Genomic DNA, 25,891 nt, shown 5'->3' on the forward strand with positions numbered 1-25,891 from the left:
AGGGCCTGCCTTTCAAAAAGACCACAAAGATAAGTTAAATAATCCTCAAAAGGTAGCTCAACTCCTTGCGCCAGGCCAAAACAAAAAAGGCGACCTTGTAGCCGCCTTTTCAGTTAAATAGAGTTTTTTATATGATGCCTTCCAGCACATCTTTGATAGGCACTCTTTGTCCATCCTTGAAAGAGACAATCCAGGCATCCTTCACGCCCATTTCCCTGAGATACTTTTTGAAAGCATCAGCTTCATAGTAGTCTTTGAAAACGCCTAGTGTGTACTTGTTCACGTCACCATCTGTTTCCGCACTGAAGTTCTCATTGTCTTTGGCAAACTTGGTGAGATCCTTGTTTTTGAAGGCACCCACCTGCACTTTGAAGACAACACCAACATTGGCGTTGATACCGGCAGGCGTCGCAGGTGCAGCATTGGCATCCTGAAGTTGCTTTCTGGTTGCTGACAAGTCGGAGCGAAGAGAACTGATCGTTTCCTGATACTCGCTAATCTGAGAATCTTTGTCGGCCAGTTTGCTGTCAAAGTCAGCTGTTTGATTCTTTAATGTACTTACCTGGCTCTTCAGCGACTGGTTTTCCTCTAGTAGGGTTTTATATTGTTCTGGCTCCAGGGACTTAGTCCTTTTCTTCCATTCCTTTTTTTCTTTCTTCGACATCTGTGCCTGAGTAGGCAGGGCTACAGCAAGACCAAAGATAATTGGTAAAAATTTGAAGAGTTTTTTCATCTTAAATTGAAATTTTAATATAACTCGTTAGCAATGTACAAAAATATGTTTGATAATGTCAAATTTCAATTTGCACTATTTCAAGCTGCCAACCATATTTTTAGGCACTACCCACTCATCGAATTGTTCATTGGTAAGAAGTCCTAGCTCAATAGCGGCCTGCCGGAGGGTGGTTCCTTCCTTGTGCGCCTTCTTGGCGATTTTAGCTGCATTTTCATACCCAATATGCGTATTCAGCGCTGTTACGAGCATTAATGACTTTTCCAGCTTGTCTTTTATTTCGGGATGATTAGGCTCGATGCCAATGGCGCAATGGTCGTTGAAAGACTCGCAGCCGTCGCCTAAAAGGCGGGCTGATTGAAGAAAATTCGCAATCATAACCGGCTTGAATACATTCAGTTCAAAATGGCCGTTCATGCCTCCTACGGTAATGGCTGCGTCATTACCAATGGCTTGAGCGCATACCATCGTCAGTGCTTCACACTGAGTAGGATTCACCTTGCCAGGCATGATAGACGAGCCGGGTTCGTTTTCGGGGATGAGGATTTCCCCGATACCACTGCGGGGGCCTGAGGAAAGCATCCGGATGTCGTTGGCAATTTTCATCAGACTCACAGCGAGCTGCTTCAGAGCGCCCGACGATTCAACGATGGCATCGTGAGCAGCCAGAGACTCAAACTTGTTTTCGGCTGTTACAAAAGGATGGCCTGATATAGCAGCGATTTTTTTCGCCACCAGCACGTCGTATCCTTTTGGGGTATTGAGGCCTGTGCCTACAGCAGTGCCCCCAAGTGCCAGCTCCGATAAATGAGGAAGGGTGTTTTTCAGTGCCTTGAGCGCATGATCCAGCTGCGACACATAACCGGAAAACTCCTGACCCAGCGTAAGCGGGGTAGCGTCCATAAAATGCGTCCGGCCAATTTTTACCACATCTTTAAAGGTGGCTGCCTTGGCAGCGAGTGTATCACGAAGCTTCTGAACTTTGGGAATCGTGACCTCAACCACCATTTTGTAGCCGGCAATGTGCATGGCGGTGGGGAAGGTGTCGTTGGACGACTGCGACTTATTGACGTCGTCGTTGGGGTGGATGATTTTCTTTTCGTCGAGCAGCTTGCCACCGTTAATAACGTGCGCCCTGTTGGCCACTACTTCATTCACATTCATGTTCGACTGGGTGCCTGAGCCGGTTTGCCAGATTACCAGCGGAAACTGATCATCTAATTTCCCTTCCAGCACCTCGTCACAAGCCTTGGAAATGAGGTCGAGCTTGTCTTTTGGCAATACGCCAAGTTCATTGTTGGCCTGAGCAGCCGCTTTTTTGAGTACGGCAAACGCCCTGATTATTTCAATAGGCATACGGGCACTGTCTCCGCCGATTTTGAAATTGTCTCTTGATCGTTGTGTCTGAGCGCCCCAATATTTTTCAGCAGGCACCTCCACCGGGCCCATTGTATCTTTCTCTATTCTTATACTCATTGTGCTGTTAGTTAATTCTGTGGGCTAAATTAGTAAAAACCAAGCCGAATTGACACCTATTTTCTTATAGCTACGCTATTATATGTGGCAGGAGATGCAAAGAGAATCGCTTTCAGGTTTTTACGCTTTGTGAATAGATTTTTGGCAAGAGTAAAATAACTTGCAACGTTCTCTCTCGGAATAGGGTCAACAGCATATAATGAGCAGGCAATGAAGAGTAAAATGAGGAACTGTTTTTTGGGAGCGTTTTTTTTAATCTCCTGTGTTTCGTGCTTTGAAAAGGGCCCTGATCCATCACTGGTGCGATTTTTTGATCAGAAGGGCTTTGTTGAAAATATTGGGAAGAATTTGATCATTCCGTCTTACAAGGACCTGACTGAAAAGAGCATGGCCCTCGACACGGCCCTGGATCGCTTGATCAAACAGCCCAGCAAGAACAACTTGCTTATGGCAAGGCAAAGCCTCAAAGAAGCGTGGCTATCGTGGCAGTATTGCCTGCCGTTTGAATTTGGCCCTTCAGAACTGCGTGGCCTGAATGCTGACGTGAATTCGTTTCCCGCCGACACGGCACAAATAGAAGCGAACCTGAAAAGCACCAGCATTGACCTTGATCTACCGGCAAGCAGCCATGCCAAAGGCTTTGCTGCTTTAGACTATCTTCTCAATAACAAATTGATCAGCGATGAAAAGCTGCTTGCTACCATCCAAAACAGGACTGTTTTGAATGGCTATCTGCTTGGTGTTGCTGGTCAGATTTCGCTGGCATCAAATTTAGTTTATCGCTCCTGGGATCCGGCCATAGGGGGTGTTTACTACGTCTTTTTTGCTGACGACGACGCCCTGGGAGTGAAAGAAGGAAGTTCTGTTTCCGATCTCGTCAACGGTCTTGCTAAAAGCCTTGAGCTTACAGTGACCAAAGCCAAAGTAGGTATTCCAATGGGCGACTATAGCGGTGGCTTGGCTGCCCCCGAAGCAACAGAGGCCTACTACGGGGGCTATTCTCTTGAGCTGCTCAAAGCAAACATCGAGGCATATCGATTGATTTTTACCGGCACTTCGAGAAATGGAGTAGATGGATTGGGCTTTGATGAATACCTCAACATCAAAGGGGCTAAGCTTTCTGCCTCCGACCAGCTGCTGTCCGAGGCTGTGGCTTCAGGTCTTGGCTCTGTTTCTTCCACTCTACAGTCAATGACTGACCCACTCTCAAATCAAATCGAGAGCAACCTTCCGACTGTGCAACAACTCAACAATCAGTTGATCGGGTTGTCTTATCTGATCAAGAAAGAAATGGCTCCTGCGTTAAGAGTGGAGATTACTTACTGACCGCCATCCAAAGACAGCAGTTTTTCTGTATATTTTCCTATTTCTTTATTTGTATTAAATCTAAATAAAGATAATTTTGCCATTGTTTATAATTAATCTAAATAATTCAAAACAATGAGATTGCACGAAAGATTTAGGGTACTGTTGGTGCTGGGGTCATTTGGATTGCTGAGTGGATGCGGAAACGACGATGATGCGGAGGCACCAATCTCTGAGGTGCCGACAGCATATACATTTGAGCGGAACGGGCTCAGCACGGTAGATTATAGCGGGCAGACCGACAGGTTGAACATGGTGGCTGAGATAAAGGCATATATTACAAAAGGCGACAAGGGTGAGGCGGTTGAGGCAAGCGTACTGAATGATATGTTTGCTAACACAAATTCACCTTTCCTGTCAGCTGAGCTGAATGCGTCATCCAAGAAGCTGGAGGACAAAACATTTGTTTCGGAGGTGCAAAATATAAAAGAGCTTTTTGAAGCGACAGAAGTGGCAAGCGCCGATGTGGCAGCCAACGGCACAGTGGCCGGCGAGGGAGTTGCTGGCAGACTGCAAAGAGGCACAACAGACAGCTATATTCTAGTAAATGAGCTGGGGTGGGAATTCACTCAGTTTGTAGAAAAGGGACTTATGGGCTCTACTTTTTATAACCAGATATTTAACGCTTACCTCACCGATGCCAAAGTGGGCGATGGTGTTGACAATGAGGCGCTGGTAGATGGGAAAAACTACACTGCTATGGAGCACCATTGGGACGAAGCCTTTGGTTATTTCGGGGTGCCCGTCGACTTTCCTACAGGTGAACCTGTTCTGGAAGCGAGTGAAAGGAGATTTTGGGGCCATTACACCAACAATATGGATGCGCTGCTGGGCACTAACGCTTTGCTGATGAATGCCTACCTGAAGGGACGTACCGCTATTGTAAACAAAGATTATGTTACAAGGGATCAACAACGTGAAATTATTTATGCTGGTCATGAGCTGGTAACTGCCGCCGTTACAGTTCACTACATCAACCAAGCTATTGGAAATTTCAATGATGGAGACATCGGCAACGCCTTCCATCATCTTTCTGAAGCATACCAGTTTGTAAAGGCGATCCAGTACAGTCCAAAAAAGAAGCTAACACAGGCACAGATTAACGACATACTCACATCCAACTTGGGTGAAGGAGGGGATTTCTGGAAGGCCACAGTGGCAGGGCTGAACGAAGCCAGGAATACGCTGGTAACTACTTATCAAGAACTCGAACCTGTAAAGGATCAACTCTAAGTGAGATTGGGAGAATATAAAAAATGGGCGCCTGTTGTTCTGATGCTGGCAGGCATGATGGTTACATCCTGCGGAGAAGATGACAACGGCCCGAATGCCGGAGATAATTTTGACCAGAAAGGGTTCCTGGAGCATGTGGGAAGCTCCTTAATAGTGCCTGCCTACCAGGAGTTGGAGCAGAAGAGCGGTATACTTCGTGACAAGATTTCGTCCTTCATCGCATCGCCTGAAAGCAGCACACTTGAGGAGGCTAAAACAGCATTGTTTGAAGCGAGAATAGCCTGGCAATATTGTAGCCCTTATCAATTTGGGCCCGCCGAGGAGAGTGGGCTGGTTTCAAACCTGAATATTTTTCCGGCGGATAGGTCAAAAATTGAGCGGAACATAGAAAACGGCAGCTACAACCTTGGCACTTTGGCTAATAACGATGCCAAGGGCTTTGCTGCCTTGGAGTATTTGCTTTATGGGAAGGACGTCACGTCCGGGGAAGTGATTCAGGGCTTTGCAGATCAACCACAACGGGCAACCTACCTGCAGAACGTAGCTGAGCTGATTATTGCTACCGCCGCCGAAGTGTATTCTGCCTGGTCACCTGACGGTGGTAATTACCTGGGGGAGTTTACCAGCGACGGTGCCCTGGGTGCCGATGCGGGCAGTTCACTGGGCAAGCTGGTGAATGCGCTCAATTTGAGCTTTGAGAGAAATACGAGAGATGCCAAGATTGGCATTCCGGCTGGTATTCGGTCGCTGGGTATTACCATTCCCGAAGCAACTGAAGCATATTATGCTGGCTATTCGCTGGAGCTGGCCCTAGCAAATGTGGACGCTTACAAAAAGTTGTTCCTGGGGCAAACAAGAGAGGGCGTGAAAGGGCTGGGTTTCGACGATTACCTGAAGGCAAGAAAGGCGGCGACAACCTCGGGATCGGAGCTGCCACTCGACGAAGCCATCAATGCGCAGTTTGATGCGGTGCTTGGGTTCATAGATCAGATTGAAAATCCGCTGGATGAGCAGATTAGCACGGATAATAGTCGTGTGCAGCAGGTTTTTGCACAAATGCAGCAGCTAGCCGTACTTCTCAAGACAGACATGGCGTCGGCCCTTGGCGTGGTGATTTCCTATCAGGACAACGATGGAGACTGACATATGAAACCCTGGGTTGGGCATATTTTTTCAGGCAAAGTACCGATAGCCCCTTTGGTGGTTTTCAGAATGGTGTTTGGCGGGATGATGGCCATCAGCACCATAAGGTTTATGCTAAAAGGGTGGGTGGCCGAATTGTATATCCAACCCAGGGTCTTTTTTCCCTTTTATGGATTTGAGTGGGTAAAACCACTTTCGGGTATTGGCATGTACCTCGTCTTCGGACTTGTACTTGTTTCTTCACTGATGGTGATGGTGGGTTGGCGCTACCGGTTGGCAGCGGCGCTTTTTTTTCTATCGTTTACCTATGTGGAGCTGATCGACAAAACCAACTACCTGAACCACTACTACTTTGTCAGTCTTGTTAGCTTTCTCATGATTTTTATGCCGGCAGGCCGGCACTTCTCTGTTGATGCCTGGCTCAAGCCCTCTTCAGCAAAGCAATATATTCCGGCATGGTCTGTTAACCTGCTGAAATTCCAGCTGGCAGTAGTATATGTGTTTGCAGGCATTGCCAAACTCAACGGTGACTGGCTTTTGCGGGCCATGCCTTTGAAGATATGGTTGCCTGCTAAATCGCACCTTCCGTTGATTGGCCCCCTGCTCGAAGAAGAATGGGTGGCCTATGCCATGAGCTGGGGCGGTGCGGCTTACGATCTTTTCATTGTTTTTTTTCTGCTTAACTCACGCACCCGGCCTGTTGCCTATTTTTTTGTGATCTTTTTTCATGCCCTTACGGCCCTGCTGTTTCCGGCCATTGGCATGTTTCCGTTTATTATGATTCTGAGCACGCTGATCTTCTTTCCACCTGCATTTCATGAAAACGTGCTGAACAAGATTTCCCGGATATTCCGCATAAAATGGCCCTCCGAAGGAAGTGAACGGCAGGACAATTACCGTTTGGCGCCAGTTTACAAGTGGCTTATGGTAACCTTTGTTTGCTGGCAGCTTCTTATGCCCTGGAGGTATTTGTTGTACCCTGCACCGCTCTTTTGGAGAGAAGAGGGCTATCGCTTCAGCTGGCGGGTGATGCTGATGGAAAAGGCGGGGTATGTCTCCTTTCACGTTAATGACCCCGCCACTGGTCGCATGGGTCAGATAGCCAACCACGACTACCTGACACCGCAGCAGGAAAAAATGGTGGCCACTCAGCCGGATATGATCCTGCAATTTGCCCATTTCCTGGCCGGTGAGCTGAAGAACCAGGGCCTGACCGACCCCGAAATCCGAGCTGAGTCGTGGGTGACACTCAACGGACGACGCAGCCGTCCATTTGTTGACCCAACTGTTAACCTGGTGCATCAACAAGAATCGTTTCTTCCAAAAACCTGGATACTTCCCGCCGAATGAAAAATAGCCTCATCATTTTGTTGATAGCATTGCTCCCGACGGCAAGCGTTGTGGCGCAGCAGACCGTGCAAGGCCGGATAGAGGACATAGCAGGTTCGTCGCTGCCTGGTGTCAGGGTTTTTGTGGAGGGTTCACCACTTTTTACCCTTTCCGACATCAATGGGTATTTTTCGTTGTCAGGGGTGCCATCGGGAACCCGGGAGCTGACTGCCTACCTCTATGGCTATGAAACGCTGAGGTACAGATTAAAAGAACCGGTGGTGTCGCCCATTTTGCTGCGGCTGAATGAGCTCGAGAAGGAACTGAATGAGTTGGTGATTGATGGATCCTCAGAGGAAATGTTCAGTATGAAGACGCTGCGAGGCGTAGAAGGCACCAGCATCTACGAAGCCAAGAAAACAGAGGTTATCCAGCTGGGAGAGATAGTGGCAAATAAAGCGGCTAACAATGCCCGGCAAATATTTAGCCGAATCCCCGGGGCAAATGTGTGGGAAAGCGATTGTGCCGGGTTGCAAATAGGGGTAGCCACGAGGGGCCTTAGCCCAAACCGGAACTCGAATTTTAATACCCGACAGAATGGATACGACATAGCGGCAGATGCGCTCGGCTACCCCGAAAGCTACTATTCGCCAGCTATTCAGGCTGTGGATCGTATAGAGATTGTGAGAGGCGCAGCTTCGCTGCAATATGGAACCCAATTCGGTGGACTGGTCAATTTCGTGATGAAAAAGGGGCCAACGGATCGCAAGCTTGCCGTCGAAACGGAACAGACATACAACAGCCTGGGCTTTTACAACAGCTTTTTATCAGCTGGCGGGCAGGTTGGCAAGCTCAATTACTATGCCTATAACCGAACCGCCTCGGGTCAATGTTGGCGCTGCAATTCTGATTTCAATTCTACTACCACCTACGGAAGGATGACCTACCAGCTATCGGCCAGCACCTCGCTGGAAGCGGACTACACGCATTTGTACTACCTTGCTCAACAGCCGGGTGGCCTAACCGACAATGAATTTTATGCCGACCCCAGACAATCGAAGAGAGAGCGCAACTGGTTCAAGGTGAACTGGAACCTCATGTCTGCACAGCTCAATCATTCATTTACGTCGACCCTGCGACTCAACTCCAGGTTTTTCGGACTGGTGGCAGGCAGGGAGGCTCTGGGTAACCTGGGCCGGATCGACCGACCAGATGACGAGACCCAAAACAGGGACTTTTTAAGCGATGCTTTTCGAAATTTTGGCAACGAAACCCGCCTGATCTGGAATTATAAAGTGGGCAGACAGTACTCGGCGCTACTGGTGGGCGGAAGGATATACAACGGATTTACAGTTAGGCAGCAGGGTTGGGGGCCGTCGGGAAAAGAAGCAGATTTCACCTACCTGAACCCCGAGCAACTGGAGGGATCAGATTTTGACCTGCCCAGCTTCAACACCGCTGCATTTGCAGAAAATATTTTTACCCTCACGGATAAATTCAGCGTCACACCGGGCTTGCGGCTCGAACACATCCGGACAGGTGCAAACGGTTATTACAGGGACACAAGAACAGATCTTGCAGGCAATGTGATTTATGATTCGACCGTGTATGAAGACAAGACGAACGAAAGAAGTTTCCTCTTTGGCGGGATTGGCCTGAGCCTTAAGCCTTCGCCACAACTTGAGCTTTATGGCAACTTTTCTCAAAACTACCGGGCAATTAACTTCAATGATATCAGGGTAAACAATCCCTCGCTCTCGGTCGACGAAAGCCTGACAGATGAAACGGGGTACAACGTAGATATCGGAGCCAGAGGGGTGTGGGGGCAGCTGATGAGCTACGACATAAGTGGCTTCTACCTGGGCTACAATAATAGAATTGGTACGGTGCTGCGCACAGAACCTGACCCACGTTTCAATAACCTGATCAACAGAACCTTTAGGTACCGGACCAATATTGCAGATGCTGGTATTGTCGGGCTTGAGTCACTGGTTGAGTTGAATATTCATAAGCTGGTAGCTCCCGCCCAGGACAAATGGCAGCTTTCTTTCTTTAATAACCTGGCGATTATCCGCTCGGAGTATCTGCAAAGTGGAGAGCCAGGTATTGAAGGCAATCAGGTGGAGCTGGTTCCCAGAGTGAGCTACCGCACGGGGCTTACCTACAGAGGCGGGCCCCTGCAGTTGTCGGTGCAGTACACCCACCTTTCCCAGCAGTTTTCCGACGCTTCCAATGCCGACAGTACCCCCCCTGTGCCCACGGCGGTCGAAGGCATCATTCCAGCCTACTTTGTCGCCGATTTTTCAGCCAGATATGCCCTTAGCAAAATCTACTTTGAATCAGGAATAAATAACCTGACTAACAATATGTACTTCACCCGCAGGGCCGCCGGCTATCCGGGACCCGGGATTATCCCCTCGGATGGTCGCAGTTTTTACTTTTCTGTGGGCATTAAGCTTTGAGCATTTTGCTCACCACGTCCCAAATAACTACGCCGAGGCTAACCGTGATATTGAGCGAGTGTTTGGTGCCAAATTGAGGAATTTCAATAGCTGCATCCGCTAAGGCTACTGCCTCTTCTGAGACGCCGAATACCTCGTGCCCGAAAACGAAGGCATATTTTTCGTCAGTGACCGGTTGGAAGTCGTGCAGAAAGATTTTTTCGTCTGTTTGCTCGACCACAAAGATTTTATAATTCTCTTTTTTCAGCGATTGGATAGCTTCTGTAGTTGTTGGGAAATACTTCCATTCAACAGTATCAGTTGACCCCAGGGCTGTCTTGTGGATCTCTCTGTGAGGGGGTGTTGCCGTAATGCCGCAAAGTAGTATTTTTTCGACTGCGAAAGCATCTCCCGTTCTGAAAGCAGCACCTACATTGTGCATGCTTCTAACGTTGTCGAGCACCACGGCTATCGGAAATTTTTTAGTAGTTTTGAAGTCATCTACTGACAGCCGATTGAGTTCGTCGTTACTGATTTTTCTCATGAAGAAATATTTTTTCAGGGAAAAGATGTCCCCGGCGTATCGGCAAAAGTAAACTTTTTCAGGAAAGAGCGCATGGCCAAAAAAGCGAGTACAAATGAGGTAGCGGAAACTCCGCTGATGAAGCAATACAATGCCATCAAAGCAAAATACCCCGGTGCACTTTTACTTTTCAGAGTAGGCGATTTCTACGAGACCTTTCGTGAAGACGCCGTAACAGCCAGCCAAATCCTCGACATTGTGCTTACCAAACGAGCCAATGGCTCGGCCTCTCATATTGAGCTCGCCGGGTTCCCTCACCATTCCCTCGATAACTATTTGCCCAAGCTGGTAAGAGCAGGACACAGAGTGGCCATTTGTGACCAGCTGGAAGACCCGAAAATGGTGAAGGGCATTGTGAAGCGGGGGGTAACTGAGTTGGTAACGCCCGGGCTTTCGTTTAACGACAACGTGCTTGACCGGCGGAGCAACAACTTTCTGGCTTCACTATATTTTGACAAAGAGAAAGCAGGGGTAGCGTTTCTTGACCTCTCCACCGGTGAGTTTATGGCCTCAGAGGGCACACACTTGCAGGTGGAAAAGCTGATGCAGGGATTCGATCCTTCTGAGGTGATTTACCCCAAAAACCAAAAAGCGGTTTTCAAGGAAAAGTACAGAGACTACAACACCACCTTTGCCCTCGACGAATGGGTGTATGGGCCTGACTATTCTTTCGAGAAGCTGACCAAGCATTTTAAAACCAAAAACCTGAAGGGCTTCGGTATCGATGGTCTGGCACTGGCCGTTTCGGCTGCCGGCGCTGTGCTGCAATACCTGGAGGACACCGAGCACAGAGAGGTCAGCCATATTTCTTCCATCAGCCGGATTGAAGATGAGAAGTTTGTATGGCTCGACAAGTTCACCATTCGTAACCTGGAGCTGATCAACCCGCAGCAACCCGACGGCGTGGCTTTGTTTCATGTGATGGATCAGACGCTTACGCCCATGGGAGCCCGGCTTTTGCGCAAGTGGTTGGTGCTGCCTTTGAAAGACAAGAGCGAAATAGAGGCGAGGCTCCAGGTGGTGGAGGAATTGTATGAAAACGAGGAGCTGCTCCAAAAAACGAGAGATATCTTAAAGAATATTGGAGACCTGGAACGGCTGATTTCGAAAGTAGCCGTGGGTCGGGTGAACCCAAGGGAGTTTATGCAGCTCAAGAGAGCGCTGAATCACATAGCTCCGCTCAAGGAGCTGCTGCTGGAATCGGAGTCGCCGTCACTGAAAAGGTTGGGCGACGTGCTTAACCCTTGCGAACTTTTGCTTGAGAAAATAGAAAAGGAGTTAAAAGACGAGCCGCCGCTTTCCATCACGCAAGGGCACGTGATAAAAGAAGGCGTGCACGAGGAACTGGACGAGCTGCGGAATATCGCTTTCCATGGAAAGGATGTGCTTCTGCAAATTCAGCAAAGAGAAGTGGAAGCGACGGGGATCAGTTCATTAAAGATCGCTTTTAATAAGGTGTTTGGCTACTACCTGGAGGTGACGCATGCGCACAAAGACAAGGTGCCTGTGGAGTGGATTCGCAAGCAAACGCTGGTGAATGCGGAGCGCTACATAACGCCGGAGCTCAAAGAGTACGAAGACAAAATTCTGACGGCCGAAGAAAAAATGTCGGTGATAGAGCAGCGGCTGTACCTGGAGCTGGTGCAGTTTGCCTGCGACTACGTGGAGGCCATTCAGCAGAATGCACGTGTGCTGGCACGCATCGATTGCCTGGCGTCGTTCGCCACCATTTCAAAAAAGAACCGCTACGCCAAGCCCGTCATTAGCGACGATAGAATTATCGATATCAAAGAGGGCCGCCACCCGGTGATTGAGAGTCAGCTGCCGGTAGGTGAAATCTACGTGCCCAACGATGTCTACCTCGACGACCAATCGCAGCAGGTGATGGTGATTACCGGGCCGAATATGGCAGGTAAGTCGGCCCTGCTGAGGCAAACGGCGCTGGTGGTGCTTATGGCGCAAATGGGCTGCTTTGTGCCAGCTACTTATGCCCACGTGGGCTTGGTGGATAAAGTCTTCACAAGGGTGGGTGCTTCTGACAACCTGAGCCGTGGCGAATCGACCTTTATGGTGGAAATGACCGAAACGGCCAGTATCCTGAATAACCTGAGCGAAGACAGCCTTATATTGATGGATGAAATAGGCCGGGGCACCAGTACCTACGATGGTATTTCCATTGCCTGGTCGATTGTGGAGTATTTGCACAACCATCCCAAGTTCAAGGCCAAAACCCTTTTTGCGACACACTACCACGAACTCAACCAGCTGGCTAACGACTTGCCCAGGGTGAAGAACTTCAATGTGTCCGTAAAAGAGCTTGACAACCGGGTGATCTTCCTTAGGAAGCTGCAGGAAGGTGGCAGCCACCACAGCTTCGGTATCCACGTGGCGCAAATGGCTGGCATGCCCAACAACGTGGTGATCCGCTCCAATGAGATCATGCACAACCTGGAGAAAGACAAGATCAGAGATGAAACGGCGGACATACTGGAATCCATGCCGAAGTCTAATTTTCAGCTAGCCTTGTTTGAAGCTGATCCAAAGTTTGAAAAAGTGCGGGAGCTGCTAGGCAAAATTGACATCAACACCATTTCGCCGGTGGAGGCTTTGCTCAAGCTGAATGAGGTGATTACGACGCTGAAGGGGAAGTAGAATCTGCGGAAATTGTGTGAGCGATTAGGTGGTAAATTAGTGTGTCGCTATGAGGAAAATACGAGTTTATTTACTCTAGACTTCGTCTTTACGTCTCTTCGGGGTACGTGTATGATAATGTGGGCCCCTGCCAGGCCGCCATATCCGGATTTGGGTCTAAGAAAAAATTAGAATTTTTGACCATGCAGTCTGCGATAAGTCTATGCTCAGTTTGGACTTTCCCAACTGCCACTGGCTCGCTATATAAGATGTCCGCATGCATCGGAAGTCCTGGACTATTTGAATAGACCTTTTTTCCAGAAATCGAATTGCCTTTGGAATCTAGTGCAGAGCCAATAATCGAAACCTTCACCACAGAATTCACGAGTTCGTTGATCCTTGACAAGACGTCTACCAGTAGTGTGGCCAACCCCCTATAGGTTTGGCCTTTATAGCTGAGGGATCTCGCATGCCTTTTGCAAGAATGATCAGAGGTAAACTTTAGTCGCAAAACGGAAACATCTTTTCTTCCCGGCGGGGGTAGAAATGCCTCACGTTTAAGTTTACGTTTTGAATCAGAATAAAATAATGGATGTAGGATGGCTCTAGTTACTATTTCATCACTTCCTAGTGAGATTGGGATTAATTCACCCTTTTTAGATGAGAATAGCTTCTTTAAAGACAGTAATAATGTCTTGAGATATTTCATGTGGGTTTATCTTTTCACCAGTACTTTTGGGGCCTTCTTTTCCAAATATCTCGCTAAAAAACCCGACTTCATCCTCACCTATCTCTACACTAATTAGAGAACCATTGCCTTTAAAATCAATAACAATAGTTCCATAGGGCGTTGGCGAAATCTCATCAATATCGAGATTTTCTAAAAGGCTATCGGGTAACAATGTTGCAAATAAAATTGAATTATAAATAGTCTTATGCAAAGGTTTAATTGCTCCGTACCCATCCCAGTTGTCGGAAAATGACAGGAACGAGATAATTCTACTTTTAATAATGTTGTACTTTATGTTTGAATACACAGGTTCCGTTAATGGATCCTCGATGTCAGACGTTCTGTAAGAATCAAACCATCCGCTGGCGTCGGATTGATGCCCGAGCAGCAGAGAACCATCTTGGATAGTAGGAGGCATATCGAAAGATATCATAATAATCTATTTTAGACTAATTAATTCTTTAACGTCATCTTTTAAAAGCTGGGCTAATAAAGATTTATTTTGCTCGTGTGCTGCATTAATCACATTCTTAAGCCCTTCTTCAGCGGTCAGTGAATTAAGGTCGGAGCTCTTATTCAATCTTCTGATCAAATTATGACTAATTGTGATTGAAGGAGAAACTTTTGACTCTGTCTTGACTTGTAGTCTATTTGTAAAATTGTCATTCCCAATGGTTTTTTCCGTAGTCAGAATGAAATTAGCATTCTGAGATTCAAAAAATTCTTTTGGGAGATATGGCCCATTTGGTTTAAACAATAACGATACATCGATTGGCTCTTTCGAAATCCATAAGAACTGGTCTACATAGTGTAGCCCAATAGCTGACACTTGATTTTCATTTAAATAGGTCTTGATGTTATCGAGAATAAAAAAGTAATCCTTAATGAAGTCACCCCATCTTAAATAATCCAGGTTATGAAATGAAACCAATGTCCGATTCATTTCATTTTGCCCTTGAAAGATAGCTGTCGTCTTTCCTTCGTCAAATCGTGAAAATTTGAAACCAGCGTCTTCGACTAATGCAGGCTTTTGGCTTAGAACGCCTTTTTCATGTCTGACTTCAAATTCGATTGTGTTAATTTTATCAAACTTTTGGAAATAATCTTTGAAAGCCTCCTTTATAAGCTCTTCAAATCTGCTGACGTTGAGTATTGGGTTTACTAAAAACAAGCTAATGACAGCCTCTCGAATTGAATGATGGCCTGAAATGGGTCTTATAACGTTCTTTAGAGACATTTTTTATTTGATCGAAATTAATAACACAACAAACTTTATTGCAAATATATTAATCTAAGTAAGCAGTTATTTTTTTGAATCAGTTCGATTCACCACTGTTATTCTTGACAAGTACAGCCTGTTGCTTATGTGTTAACATTTTGCCGTCTTTCAATGGATCAGTATGAATACATTTTTTAAATGATTGTTTTAATATACGTAACTTCTCTGTAGAGGGGCATAGACCCTTGGTTAAATAAACTTTTTACTACTAAAATCTTGCATTTAGATCGAGACAAAAGGCCTAACTACTAGCTCTACGAAAGCAAAAATCCTGGTAATCAAAAATTAACAAGATGAAAAGCCCTAGGAACGAGGATTGAACTCAAACGACTTTTATTCTTGCGTACCTACTCGCACTAAGCATGCTGAATAATTACTTTCTCAAACCACTCAGCCAGCGCTTCTTCTGTCAGGCTGCCGTCGGCCAGTTGCATAATCACCAGCACAACATCGGCCTCAGAGGCATTGATATAAAATCCGTTCAACAGCAGAAAAGTGACGGCTGTAATAAAGCCTGTCCGTTTGTTGCCATCGTTAAAAGGATGATTGCGTACAATGCCGAACGCATAGGCTGCGGCGCATTGGCCGGGGCTGGGGTGCTCATAGGCTGCCAGGTTTTGAGGGCGAGCCAAAGCGGAGGCTAAAAGGGCTTCATCCCGCAATCCGCTCAGGCCACCATGTTGAGCGAGTTGCTCGCTGTGAATGGCCAGGACTGCCTTTCGGCTGACCCACCGGAAAGTCATTCGGCGAGCTTTTTCAGGGCATTGCGGTAGTCGCCCATCACTTTACGGGCGTGTGTCATTTCTTCGTCAAATTCAGGATTATACGCTGTGATCTCGATCCCGGTGGGCGTTTCAATAAACGTGACGGTATCGCCTTTTTCAACATGCAGCCGAGCCATAATTTCTTTTGGCAGGATGATCCCGGCAGAAGAGCCAACTGTGGTGACCTTTGATTTGACCATCATATAATCCTGTCTTGCGTTATAACATTCATTATAATACAAGATAGGAAATATCGACGGAGGTCACAAAAGCTTTAACTGAATCGAATGCCAGGCATTGGCATTCGATTCTCCTTAACACCTATGGTTTTTGCATCAAGCGTAAAATTTGGGGAGCCAAACTTCAACCGCAATACCCCAAGCAGTCATAAAAAAGCAAAAGATCCAAGCGGACGCATTGAACCAGTTTTGCTTTTTTATTTAGCCATACGCTTAACATTCAACCTCAGGGATCCAAGATTTGGCACAAAAAAAACGCCGGACTTTGCAGCTCGGCGTCAAGTACCAGGAGCGGGGATCGAACCCGCACGACCTTTAAGGGTCACAGGATTTTAAGTCCTGCGTGTCTACCAGTTCCACCATCCCGGCGTAAACAAAAAAGTGTGAGCGTTATGTTGACACTCACACTCCTTAGACTTGGAGCGAAAGACGGGATTCGAACCCGCGACCCCGACCTTGGCAAGGTCGTGCTCTACCAACTGAGCTACTTTCGCTTTTAACCCGGCTCCTTTCGGAAACGGATTGCAAAAATAATGAGCGGGAATGATTCTGCAATATTCTGAGTGAAATTTTTCACACATTTTATTCAGCTACTATCAGGCAACTTTTAAAATATTGCCTACTGATCCTGTAACCGCTTGACTTCCAATGCCATTAACACACTGCCAATTAACAGAATGGCTGCTGCCACCACCAGTGTTTCAAAATAGGGAAATTGAAAAGAAAGCCCCAACAAAGAAAAAGAGGGTAGTGCAACAAGTGCTATTTCGGTGATGGAAAAACCACTAAAGAAGACCAATATTCCGGTTTTTGATATGGCAGTGAGGCGCATCCAGCCCCCTAAAATGTAGAAGCTCAGCAGCATAAAGCTAACCACGCCAATAAAAATCAAATGGATGAGGGCAATGATGATCCCATTGTTTGCCATCACCCAGCTATCGATACCGGGAATGCTGCCTGCCAGTTGCAGAAAGTATTTCACGGTCAGTAGTGCAATGCCGAACTGAAGGCACTGCCTGGCCCAGGACAATAGTAAATTTTGCTTCATGTGCTTCCAAACAAACCTTAGCAAAAGCAGGACACCGACTATTTGTAAGACGCCGGTAGCCATCGCCAGCACATATTTCCACTGGCCCATGTCAGTCCACAAGGCACTCATGACATAGGCTGGCCCAACAGTGTACAGCAAGGTGTATTTGAGCCATTTCCTCTCAGTGTCAGCGAGGCTCCAGCCGCTTCTTTCCAGCTGCCTGAAGAGAATGGCCAGGCAGGCGAGCACAAACCAGCCATTGAACTGGAAATGCATAAAAAAGTAGATGGCCAGGGAATAGAACGGGCTGTCTTTTAAGCCCATGGCCGACAGTGGCCCCAGCATAAGCGGCCCGATACCCGAAATCAGCTGGTAAATGAGGGCCCAGCGTAAGAAGGTGGCCGCTAAAGTGCTGTCGTCTTTGATGAGTTTGAATACTGACACAGCAATGGCGATGGTAACAGCCATGTGCAGCGTGCTGAAGGCAATTGCCACGGGGCCATAGCCTTGAAAAGGAAAGCTGATAAGCATGCCTACTACCCCTATTTGCAGGGTGATAAAGTATCCCCGGAATAGCTTGCCATTATTTTCTTTGCCCTCAAAATGTTGGAGAATGAGAAGGAACAGTGCATTGTATACCCACCCCATGAAGGCAGTGTGGGAGTGGGCATGCACAAAATACCTATAGGTGATGGGCAGCGGACTTACCATCTGCCAGCGAAGTAGCAGCCCAAGGGCGGATAAGGCGACGAGATATAGTAAAGGGAAACGGGCAAACTTGGCAGTATCAAATCGGCTCATGAGCAGAACGATATTTTCTGATCAATGTAAGACTAATAAGGGTCAACAGAAAACCCAGTATGCTAATGGCATTGAGCAGACCACTCCATTTTTTTACGCTCGTGAGAAGCAGAATATCGGCGGCGAAGACCCTTAGCAACAGAGAGCCCGACAGGAGGATAAGCCAGACAAAAAGCACTGGGTGAAAAGGAGGACCGCCCAGACCTGCAAGGTAGGAAGCCTTGGCCAGGGCATGAATAAATACCATGGAGAAAAGGAAGCCGACAAAGAACGAATGCGTGGTGGCATCGTAGCCGTAAATGTGCTCTTTCCACAGAATAACACCAACGCCTGACGTAAGCAGCCAAAACCAGCCTAGCATGATGGCGGTGAAAGAATACTTTTTGTAGTTCCAGCCCACGCCCTGGTCGGTTTGGATCTCGATGTAAAACATGCCAAATGCAATTAAAATCAGACCTGCTCCCGTGAGATAGTAGCCGCCAAGATGGAATGGAATCATCAGGCTGGCAATAAACAGGACGAGCCCCATCTTTACCAGGCCTCCCATAAGCATGTTTTTGGCCGAGTTTTCCGAGAGCCGGGTGGCCAAGATGAAGCAAAGTACAAAGCCCATCCAGAAAGGGATGATGGCAGGCATAAGCGGATTGAACAACAAGCGAATATTGCCAGCAGCAAAGCACAGGGCTCCGCAAAGCTGGACAATACTGACCCACGTGAGCCGGGACGACAGCAGGTGAATGGCCTGCAGCAAAACCAGCAAAGCCGAAGCAGCCACCAGGCAATAGGGAGCCACCTGTTGAAAGCCGAGGAGCCAGGCTATGACCGCCGCACCCGAGAGTGCAGGAATGAGCCACCATTTACCATTGCCGGCCAGCAGACTTCTCTCTACCCCAATCAGGGTGCCCACAAAGCCACCCACCATGAGTGGCCCGTGTAGTGTCGCCAGGTCAACAGCAGGTAGATTGAAACCGATTCTGACCAAGCCGGCCCATATTCCCGACAGCAGCCCCACAAGAGCCAACGCAAAGAATGGCAGCTTTGATTTCATACTAAAAGTCTTTGCGGGCAGCCACTCTCAGAAAACCAAGCAAAGGGCCTGCTACCCACAGAACCAGTGCTGAGATGGATACCAGCATACCCATGGACGTGCCGAAAAACTTATTGAATACTGCTCCGGTATACCCCATCAGCGCTGCCATATCCAATTTCAGCAGCAGAGATGTTCGTGACAGGTCGATTGGATTGAGCACGGTAGCGATCAGGGAGAACTTTTCCAGTGGGTAGTCTTCAAAAAAGAGCAAAAAGATGATAAAAAGACCATCGTACAAAACGGCCAGGAACAACCAGGTGAGGATGGCTATGGCAAATCCCTTCATGCGGTTGGTTTGCCTGAGGGCAATGAGAAAGGCGATGGCCGTAAATATAGCTGTGAGCAGCGTTCCGATGCCAAGCAGGTAGAACAAATCAAGCCAGAGCCTGACCTCAAAGTGGCCTAGAAATATGGCTGGAATCAAAATACCAAGCAGGAAGCTGGCGGCGAGCGACGTGAATAGACCCAGGTATTGTCCCAGGAAAATCGAGCGCCGCCTTACAGGTTGGGCCAGCAGCAGCTCGGTAAATTCTGAGGAGTTATAAAAATAGACGATACCGTACAACGTACTGATGAGTGGAATAAGCACGACCACAATATTGAGCAGGCTCGTAATGGCTGCTGCCACCTGCCCGCTCAAATGCAGAAGACCGGCAGTAACAATCATGAAAAACAGGAAATAGAAATAGGTCCACCGGCTGCGGAGGAGGTCAAAAAAGCTGTATTTGAATATTTTCCACATGGCGTTTTTGTTAGGCGTTGACGGACGTTCTGTCCTTCCGTTGAATGAGAAAATGAGCGATGGCTTCTTCCAGTGTGTTCTTTTCAGTAAGTGAAAATAACTCGCTCAGGGTTCCCTGGAAGTATACCTTGCCATCTAGCAGGAACACGATTTCGTCGGCCAGTTCCTCCACGAGTGGCATGATATGCGTGGTGACCACGATGCACTTTCCTGCCTTGCGCATGTCCTGGATCAGCCTCTTCAGTTCGAGCAAGGCCACGGGGTCAAGCCCGGCGGTGGGCTCGTCCATCAGCACGATGGGCGCATCGAACATGAGGGCAAGGACCAGGTTTACTTTTTGCCGGGTGCCACCACTGAGCGTCCCGAGCTTTTTGTCGAGAAACGGCTGAAGAGAAAGCCGGTCGACTAACGGATCCTCGTTGGCAGGCTCCTGCCGCACTTCTTTGATCATCTGTAGCAGCTCCTGCACTGTGAGGTTGGAGGGAAACTGTGCAATTTGTGGCACATAGCTCAAGTGTTTCCTGTAGTTCCATGCATGGCGGGTAGGTTCACCTCTTACCTCGATAGTTCCTTTATCAGGTAGGGTCATACCCAGAATGCTTTTCATGAGGGTGGTTTTTCCAGAGCCATTGGGCCCTAACACAGCCGTTACCTTTCCGGGAAGAATTTCCAGCTGGACGTCCTTCAGCACTTCCAGTTTGCCAAAGGACTTATGAAGATGTTGAATATTGATCATGGGGATGAGGTTTCATAAGTGGCTGATCGTCGAACAGGTCTTGCGGTGTGAACACCGGTGTCACTTTTTCAGTGAAGTTCATCAGATCAACAAAAAGACTTCGAAGGAGCACAATGGCTTGTGGTACCTTTTCTACTACAAAAGAGAAAAGCTTCACAGGCCGGTAGGGCACGTCGCCCAGGCCATTTTTGTCGAGGTCGTAACCAGTATACTCCGACCAGTAGTTTCTTGTGTATTGGTTGTACTGTCTCGTGGCGTTGGTGCCTACGTCAAAGGTATTGTCTATAAAATTGTTCTCGGTAATAATGTTGTCTCTACAGCTCCCGAGTATTCGCAGCGCATATCCGTTCTCGGTAAAATCGTTTTGGCTGATGGTCATTCTGTCAGAGCTTTCTCCATAGATACCGATGGTGTTGCCCTGGAAAAGGTTGTTGCTGATTATTCCGTCTTTTATTTCCTTGAGTAGTATGCCATAAGAAGCACTACCCCAATTGTCGATAAACCTGTTTCGCTTCATCACTATGTGAGCGGAAAACATAACCGCTACTCCGGCGCCGTTGGACTGAAAGGTGTTCTCGAAGTAATCATTGTAGTTTGAGAACATAAAGTGGAGGCCATATCGCAGATTGTCCTGGCTCACATTGCGCACTATCCGGATGCTGTCGGAAAACTCCAGATAGATACCATCCCTGTGGTGGCGGGCTTCGTTGTTACTTACCTCCACGTTTTTGCAATACCAAAGATGGATGGCATTGCCGGAGCTGGCCTCAACCACTGCCTGCCCGATAATGGAGTTTCCGGCGACTCTTCCGTCCCGACTCTTTTGCAGGTAAATACCAAAGAAGGTGTTTTCAAGTTTGTTGTCCTGAATGTTGAAGTGCCTGGCTTCTTCCACGTGAATGGCCGCCAGGTCTCTCACATAGTTGGTAGCCACGTTTCGGATATGCAAGCCAATGATGCTGACAGAATCCGCCCTGATAATGATCGCATCGTTTTTAAGGCCGGCATCAAGAATGGGGTAGCCCACACCCAACAGGGTGCATGGCTTGTCTATGATCACCTCGTTTTCAAAGTACACACCAGGAAACACCTTTATTACGTCCCCTGGTGCTGCTGTGGCCAGCGCCTGCTTGATTGAAGCGTATTTTTTTCCCACCTCCAGGGTGTCAGGCACTGCACCCAAAGTCTGGAAGGTGGCGATAACTAAAAATGGGATGATGAAACGAATAGGAAACCTCATGGGAGCTGAGCGGTAAGGCCTGGCAAATTATCTATGCCTGATTGAAGTTTCTCCCAACTATATATTTCTCCATCGTATCCGTCAATAATGGGCTCAATTTTGGACTCGGAGCTCAGGGCTGTGATGTACATGCCCATTGGGCTTGGTAGCTTGGCACTTCTGATAAATACACATTTGGCCGCATCCATAAGTGTTCCTGGCTGGTCGTAGGGCACCACCATTTCAAAGGCTATTTTATCAGCGCTTATATTATTTTCATCTTTGTACTGCACGAAGCACTCCACAGCGTCGAAGGTATAAATCTTGCCGGTGCTGGAGACCAACTCTGCTCCATATTGCGGCTGCACGATCTTCATTTTGCAGTGGTGACAATGGTCGCTGCCCAAAGCAAGCGGCCGGGGAGTTACCGAGCAAGAGGAGAGGCCAAAAACCGTGATCAAAGCGACCATTGCCATAGCCTTTTCCAGCACTGCTGTTTTGCGAGTTTTCTTCTTTTCCAGCCAAAATGCCAGCAGCGCAAGTGCTATGCCTGCTCCAAGGAAGTAGCCACCGGTTGATGGCCAGGAATCAGCCTTAAAATTCAGCAGCATTTTTGATCCAATTACTGGTGGCTGATAAGCCATGCCGGGTACTTTGATGGGTGCTTTGGGGTCGAGGTTGTGGCCGTAGTCGTATTCCCAGAGGTAGAAGTCGTAAACACCGAGGCCTCCAAGGACAATCATAATCATGGCCCAGGTGAGGTAGAGTGATTTCTTTTTTACCAGGAAGAACAGCAGCCCCAAAAGCGACATGCCACCTATAATCCAGGGGAAATATTTCAGCTCAGGAATTGAGTCAGGCACGATGAATTGCATGCCCACGTAGTGGTTGAGGATGTTGATATTTTGCAATGTGCTGGGTGAGTCCCCTGTGATCTGATTGATCCAGATATACATAGAAATACCATCAGGGTATTGCGGTGCTTCCAGCGTGATTTTCCATAATGGAAAAGCAAACAGTGCAAGCGGCAAAAGTATGGCCAGCAAAAAAAGGTAATTGAATTTAGCTTTCATAATTGAAAGGGGTTAACCCTCGCAGCCGCTCTTCCCCTGAATCGGGAAGAGCGACCGAAAAGGTATGAGTTTATTCGTCTAAGCTCCACTTGAGCTCGGTGGTGGCGCCTTTATCCGACACCCGGGCATAGCCCTGCATCTCCTGGTGAAGTGCGGAACAGAAGTCGGTGCAGTAGAAAGGATAAACCCCTTCCCGTTGTGGTTCCCAGAGCAGTGTTTCGGTTTGGCCGGGCATGATCAACAATTCTGCATTATTGGCGCCCATCACACTAAAGCCGTGAGGCACGTCCCAGTCTTGCTCCAGGTTGGTGATATGAAAGTACACCTTATCACCTACTTTGATACCCTCCAGGTTGTCGACAGTGAAGTGGCTTCTGATGGCTCCCATATAGACCCTGACAATATTACCATCTCTCTCGATCCTCGAGTCGTTGGGCGACTTGATAGCTTGCGGGTGGTTATTGTCTTCCAGCTTATAGTACTTAAGCGAATTGGGTGCAATGAGTTCGGCGGCGATGCCCTGCGCATAGTGCGGCTCGCCAATCGTCGGGAAATCAAGAATCAGTTTCATCTTTTCGCCCGAGATATCGTAAAGTTGAGCTGATTGTGTCAACTCAGGGCCAGTTGGCAGAAACCGGTCTTTTGTGATCTTGTTAAGAGCCACCACATACTTACCCCAGGGTTTTTTGGAGTCGCCACCTGGGATCATCAAGTGACCGATAGAGTAGTAGGCTGGCACTCTGTCAAGCACTTCCTTTGTTTCCAGGTTCCACTTTACAATCTCTGATGAGATAAAAAACGATGTATAGGCGTTGCCTTTTCCGTCGAACTCAGTGTGCAATGGCCCCAGACCTGGTTGAGCAACAATACCACTCAACACTTCTTCGTATTGAAGCACGGGAATTCCGTCGATAGTAGTTTCGAATTTCTCCCCTTCAATCGCCTTGATCATTTTATCAAAGGAGTGAATACTCATGTCGCTGGAAAGCTTGCCATTGCCTACGATGAATTCTCCGGTGGGGTCAACATCTACACCGTGTGGCGATTTTGGCGTGGGAAGAAAATACACCAGACCAGGGCACTCTGAAGGAATCAGCACTTTTACAGTGTTCCTCGTTTCTGAGAAGGCCATTTGCTTGCTTTCGTCATAGTGGTTATCCACATAGCTGGCAGGCATTTCTTTAAATTTGCCCTGAGCCATATACTCTTCAGCTTTTTTCCAGTTGATGGCGGCTATATAGTCCTTGTCTCTTTGTGAAGCGTTGACTTCCAAAAGTGTATGCTCCTCTTCCGTGTTGTAGGAAGTGAAGAACATCCAGCCATGTGACTTGCCTTTGCCCGCATGAGCAAGGTCGTAGTCATAGCCAGGCAGCAGCACTTGAAAGGCCACGTCCATGTCGCCATCTTCGGCAACGCTGATAAAGCTGAGGGTGCCTTTGAAGTTTTCTTTGTAGGTGTCGATGGCCACGTCTTTCTGGGGAAAAGGCACACTGAATCGGGTGCCAGCCACAATATACTCTGAGTTCTCTGTTGTAAATGGAGAACTGTGGTTGCCACCGCTGTTCGGTATTTCTATGATCTCAGCGGTTTCGAATGTTTTAAGATCGATTCGTGCGATACGTGGCGTGTTGTTGCCATTGATAAAGATCCACCGACCATCGGGAACACCGTTTGTTTGAGATAGTTCGGGGTGGTGGGCATCGTCCCAGGGCACAAAGCCAAACGAAGTTTCGAGCATAGGCTTGGTTTCCTCGTTGTAGCCATATCCTTTTTCAGGGTCCTGCGAAAACACAGGGATCACCCTGAACAAACGACCCGAAGGCAACCCGTAAACAGATATTTGTCCACTGAACCCGCCTGACATAAAGGCGTAAAAGTCATCGTGTTCGCCTGGTGTAACATATGCCTGAGAGGCAACGTCGCTGCCCAGCGCTCCTTTGGAATTCTCGCTGCTGCCACAAGAAGTAACAACCCCGGCCAAAACGACCAGAGCAAACAGCTTATTTATAAAATGTTGCTTTTTCATAGTTTTTACATTCATAGGTTATTTTGGCAGGATCACCTGATCCACCACATTGATTATTCCGTTTGACGTATTTATTGTTCCAATGATTTTACACCCGTTGATCAGCACGTCGTCTCCATCCACGGTTACTTCCAGATAATCTCCGGTGGCCATGTACAGTGTGCGGCCTTTCGCTACCATTTTTTTCAGAGCTTCCACATCGTAAGAACCTGGCGCTGCGTGCCTCGTCAGAATCGTAGCCAACTGTGCTTTGTTCTCTGGTTTTAGCAGATTTTCGACAGTGCCGGCTGGCAATTTTTCAAAGGCAGCATTATTGGGGGCAAAAACTGTAAGTGGACCTGCGTTAACCAGCACATGCTCTATTTGAGCAGCGGTGACAGCCGCCACAAGTGTAGTGTGATCTGGAGACGAAGCTGCTACTTGCAAAATGTTCTTGGCAGATTCATCGTCCACAACAGATGCTTGTCCTTTTGGCGTTGCGTCCACCACTGCACCGGCCTCTTCGGTCTTATTGGTTGGCGTCGAACAGCTCGCCACGGCGAGCGTGATCAGGCCAAAGGCTAGAAATTTCAAGGGTGTTTTCATAAAGTGATTATTTAAGGGTTCGGAAGTACTCAAGTACCTGCCTGGCTTGTTCCTCTGTAAGGTTTTGGTTGGCCATAGGTGCTCCGTTGGCTTCGGCAAGTAGCTGTTTGGCAATCGGATCCTCCTGAATCATCACCTCAGGGTTGAGAATCATGTTCATTACCCATTCGGGAGATCTTCGGCTAAGGATGTCTTTTGGGGATGGACCAATGAATTTTTTGTCGACCTTGTGGCAGGCAGTACAGTTGGCGTCGAAAATGGCCTTACCTGCATCTGCAAGCGCTTGATCAATTTCTCCAAGCGTGATGCTTTTTACCGGCCCTATTCCTTTGTTCTCCAGAGGGTCTGAGGCTTTAGCGGTTTCTTGTTCTGTTGGCTTTGCCTGGAAATCTGAGATGTCTTTCTTTTTGGTTTCTCCGCAGCTAGCGAGGATGATCGATAGGGGCAATGCGAATATGAACGTTTTCAAAAAATACTTTTTCATGATACACTATTTTGTTTGATAGTGTAAAGGTAGACTGAGCCTGCCCACCGGTTTTATGATCTAAATCATATAGCAGTATGATTTTCGATAAAAATTAACTACCTGAAAGATTGATAGTTAGATGGGATTTCATTGAGGGATAAGGCCGGAAAAACGAGA

General features: G+C 47.7%; 23 protein-coding genes and 2 tRNA genes. 6 read left to right on the plus strand and 19 right to left on the minus strand.

Annotated elements, in window-relative coordinates; translation table 11 throughout:
- Positions 1–127 precede the first annotated feature (127 nt).
- Positions 128–733, minus strand: coding sequence for an Ezrin/radixin/moesin family protein (locus GC130_RS27605; protein WP_152001598.1), 606 nt, complete (start codon positions 731–733; stop codon positions 128–130).
- 75 nt (positions 734–808) lie between these two features.
- Positions 809–2,209: a class II fumarate hydratase gene (gene fumC, locus GC130_RS27610; protein ID WP_152001599.1), complete on the minus strand. Its 1,401-nt coding sequence runs from the start codon at positions 2,207–2,209 to the stop codon at positions 809–811.
- Between the two features lie 222 nt (positions 2,210–2,431).
- Here fumC and GC130_RS27615 point away from each other — a divergent pair, with 222 nt between their 5' ends.
- The 5 genes from GC130_RS27615 to GC130_RS27635 all read left to right on the plus strand — a co-directional run bounded on the left by GC130_RS27615 (position 2,432) and on the right by GC130_RS27635 (position 9,741).
- The gene (locus tag GC130_RS27615; RefSeq protein WP_226940631.1) at positions 2,432–3,535 is read left to right on the plus strand and encodes an imelysin family protein; all 1,104 of its coding nucleotides are present in this window, start codon (positions 2,432–2,434) and stop codon (positions 3,533–3,535) included.
- 114 nt (positions 3,536–3,649) lie between these two features.
- On the plus strand, positions 3,650–4,807 hold the full coding sequence (locus GC130_RS27620; protein ID WP_152001601.1) for a DUF4856 domain-containing protein: 1,158 nt from the start codon (positions 3,650–3,652) through the stop codon (positions 4,805–4,807).
- A gap of 6 nt (positions 4,808–4,813) precedes the next feature.
- The gene (locus GC130_RS27625) at positions 4,814–5,950 is read left to right on the plus strand and encodes an imelysin family protein (RefSeq protein ID WP_152001602.1); all 1,137 of its coding nucleotides are present in this window, start codon (positions 4,814–4,816) and stop codon (positions 5,948–5,950) included.
- A gap of 3 nt (positions 5,951–5,953) precedes the next feature.
- Positions 5,954–7,300 carry an HTTM domain-containing protein gene (locus tag GC130_RS27630; protein WP_152001603.1) on the plus strand — a complete coding sequence of 449 codons (1,347 nt, stop codon included), beginning with the start codon at positions 5,954–5,956 and terminating at the stop codon, positions 7,298–7,300.
- Complete coding sequence (locus GC130_RS27635) at positions 7,297–9,741, plus strand: TonB-dependent receptor domain-containing protein (RefSeq protein ID WP_152001604.1); 2,445 nt, start codon at positions 7,297–7,299, stop codon at positions 9,739–9,741. Before GC130_RS27630 ends, GC130_RS27635 begins: the two co-directional genes overlap by 4 nt.
- Here the strand turns inward: GC130_RS27635 and GC130_RS27640 are convergent.
- Complete coding sequence (locus tag GC130_RS27640; protein WP_152001605.1) at positions 9,731–10,264, minus strand: RNA methyltransferase; 534 nt, start codon at positions 10,262–10,264, stop codon at positions 9,731–9,733. The genes GC130_RS27635 and GC130_RS27640 overlap by 11 nt on opposite strands.
- A gap of 72 nt (positions 10,265–10,336) precedes the next feature.
- Between GC130_RS27640 and mutS the strand changes: the two genes are divergently transcribed.
- Positions 10,337–12,955 (plus strand): DNA mismatch repair protein MutS, encoded by a 2,619-nt coding sequence (gene mutS, locus GC130_RS27645; RefSeq protein WP_152001606.1) that lies wholly within the window; start codon positions 10,337–10,339, stop codon positions 12,953–12,955.
- 88 nt (positions 12,956–13,043) lie between these two features.
- On the opposite strand, the gene GC130_RS28780 is transcribed toward mutS, so the two are convergent.
- The 16 genes from GC130_RS28780 to GC130_RS27720 all read right to left on the minus strand — a co-directional run bounded on the left by GC130_RS28780 (position 13,044) and on the right by GC130_RS27720 (position 25,732).
- Positions 13,044–13,643: a hypothetical protein gene (locus GC130_RS28780; RefSeq protein WP_193218044.1), complete on the minus strand. Its 600-nt coding sequence runs from the start codon at positions 13,641–13,643 to the stop codon at positions 13,044–13,046.
- Positions 13,591–14,097: a hypothetical protein gene (locus GC130_RS27650; protein ID WP_152001607.1), complete on the minus strand. Its 507-nt coding sequence runs from the start codon at positions 14,095–14,097 to the stop codon at positions 13,591–13,593. The genes GC130_RS28780 and GC130_RS27650 overlap by 53 nt, the downstream gene beginning before the upstream one ends.
- Positions 14,098–14,103: 6 nt before the next feature.
- A complete protein-coding gene (locus tag GC130_RS27655) occupies positions 14,104–14,901 on the minus strand; it encodes a TIGR04255 family protein (RefSeq protein WP_152001608.1) in 798 nt (265 codons plus the stop codon).
- Between the two features lie 398 nt (positions 14,902–15,299).
- Positions 15,300–15,686 (minus strand): type II toxin-antitoxin system death-on-curing family toxin, encoded by a 387-nt coding sequence (locus tag GC130_RS27660; RefSeq protein ID WP_152001609.1) that lies wholly within the window; start codon positions 15,684–15,686, stop codon positions 15,300–15,302.
- Positions 15,683–15,910, minus strand: a complete 228-nt coding sequence (locus GC130_RS27665) for an AbrB/MazE/SpoVT family DNA-binding domain-containing protein (RefSeq protein WP_201568600.1) — start codon at positions 15,908–15,910, stop codon at positions 15,683–15,685. Before GC130_RS27665 ends, GC130_RS27660 begins: the two co-directional genes overlap by 4 nt.
- 319 nt (positions 15,911–16,229) lie before the next feature.
- Positions 16,230–16,315: transfer RNA gene (locus GC130_RS27670), tRNA-Leu, on the minus strand.
- Positions 16,316–16,364: 49 nt separating this feature from the next.
- Positions 16,365–16,440: transfer RNA gene (locus GC130_RS27675), tRNA-Gly, on the minus strand.
- 125 nt (positions 16,441–16,565) lie between these two features.
- Positions 16,566–17,777, minus strand: coding sequence for a hypothetical protein (locus GC130_RS27680; protein ID WP_152001610.1), 1,212 nt, complete (start codon positions 17,775–17,777; stop codon positions 16,566–16,568).
- Positions 17,764–18,825 carry a hypothetical protein gene (locus GC130_RS27685; RefSeq protein ID WP_152001611.1) on the minus strand — a complete coding sequence of 354 codons (1,062 nt, stop codon included), beginning with the start codon at positions 18,823–18,825 and terminating at the stop codon, positions 17,764–17,766. The genes GC130_RS27680 and GC130_RS27685 overlap by 14 nt, the downstream gene beginning before the upstream one ends.
- 1 nt (position 18,826) lies before the next feature.
- A complete protein-coding gene (locus GC130_RS27690; protein ID WP_152001612.1) occupies positions 18,827–19,609 on the minus strand; it encodes an ABC transporter permease in 783 nt (260 codons plus the stop codon).
- Positions 19,610–19,619: 10 nt separating this feature from the next.
- The gene (locus GC130_RS27695; RefSeq protein WP_152001613.1) at positions 19,620–20,345 is read right to left on the minus strand and encodes an ABC transporter ATP-binding protein; all 726 of its coding nucleotides are present in this window, start codon (positions 20,343–20,345) and stop codon (positions 19,620–19,622) included.
- On the minus strand, positions 20,320–21,585 hold the full coding sequence (locus GC130_RS27700) for a nitrous oxide reductase family maturation protein NosD (RefSeq protein WP_152001614.1): 1,266 nt from the start codon (positions 21,583–21,585) through the stop codon (positions 20,320–20,322). Before GC130_RS27700 ends, GC130_RS27695 begins: the two co-directional genes overlap by 26 nt.
- Positions 21,582–22,637, minus strand: coding sequence for a nitrous oxide reductase accessory protein NosL (locus tag GC130_RS27705; RefSeq protein WP_152001615.1), 1,056 nt, complete (start codon positions 22,635–22,637; stop codon positions 21,582–21,584). The genes GC130_RS27700 and GC130_RS27705 overlap by 4 nt, the downstream gene beginning before the upstream one ends.
- Before the next feature lie 70 nt (positions 22,638–22,707).
- Entirely contained in the window at positions 22,708–24,663 is a 1,956-nt protein-coding gene (gene nosZ / locus GC130_RS27710) for a Sec-dependent nitrous-oxide reductase (protein WP_152001616.1), read from the minus strand.
- An 18-nt stretch (positions 24,664–24,681) separates the two neighbouring features.
- Positions 24,682–25,248 carry a fasciclin domain-containing protein gene (locus GC130_RS27715; protein WP_152001617.1) on the minus strand — a complete coding sequence of 189 codons (567 nt, stop codon included), beginning with the start codon at positions 25,246–25,248 and terminating at the stop codon, positions 24,682–24,684.
- A 7-nt stretch (positions 25,249–25,255) separates the two neighbouring features.
- Positions 25,256–25,732 (minus strand): cytochrome c, encoded by a 477-nt coding sequence (locus GC130_RS27720; protein ID WP_152001618.1) that lies wholly within the window; start codon positions 25,730–25,732, stop codon positions 25,256–25,258.
- Positions 25,733–25,891 lie beyond the last annotated feature (159 nt).

This window comes from Imperialibacter sp. EC-SDR9, assembly GCF_902498805.1.
In the GTDB taxonomy this organism is placed as follows: domain Bacteria; phylum Bacteroidota; class Bacteroidia; order Cytophagales; family Cyclobacteriaceae; genus Imperialibacter.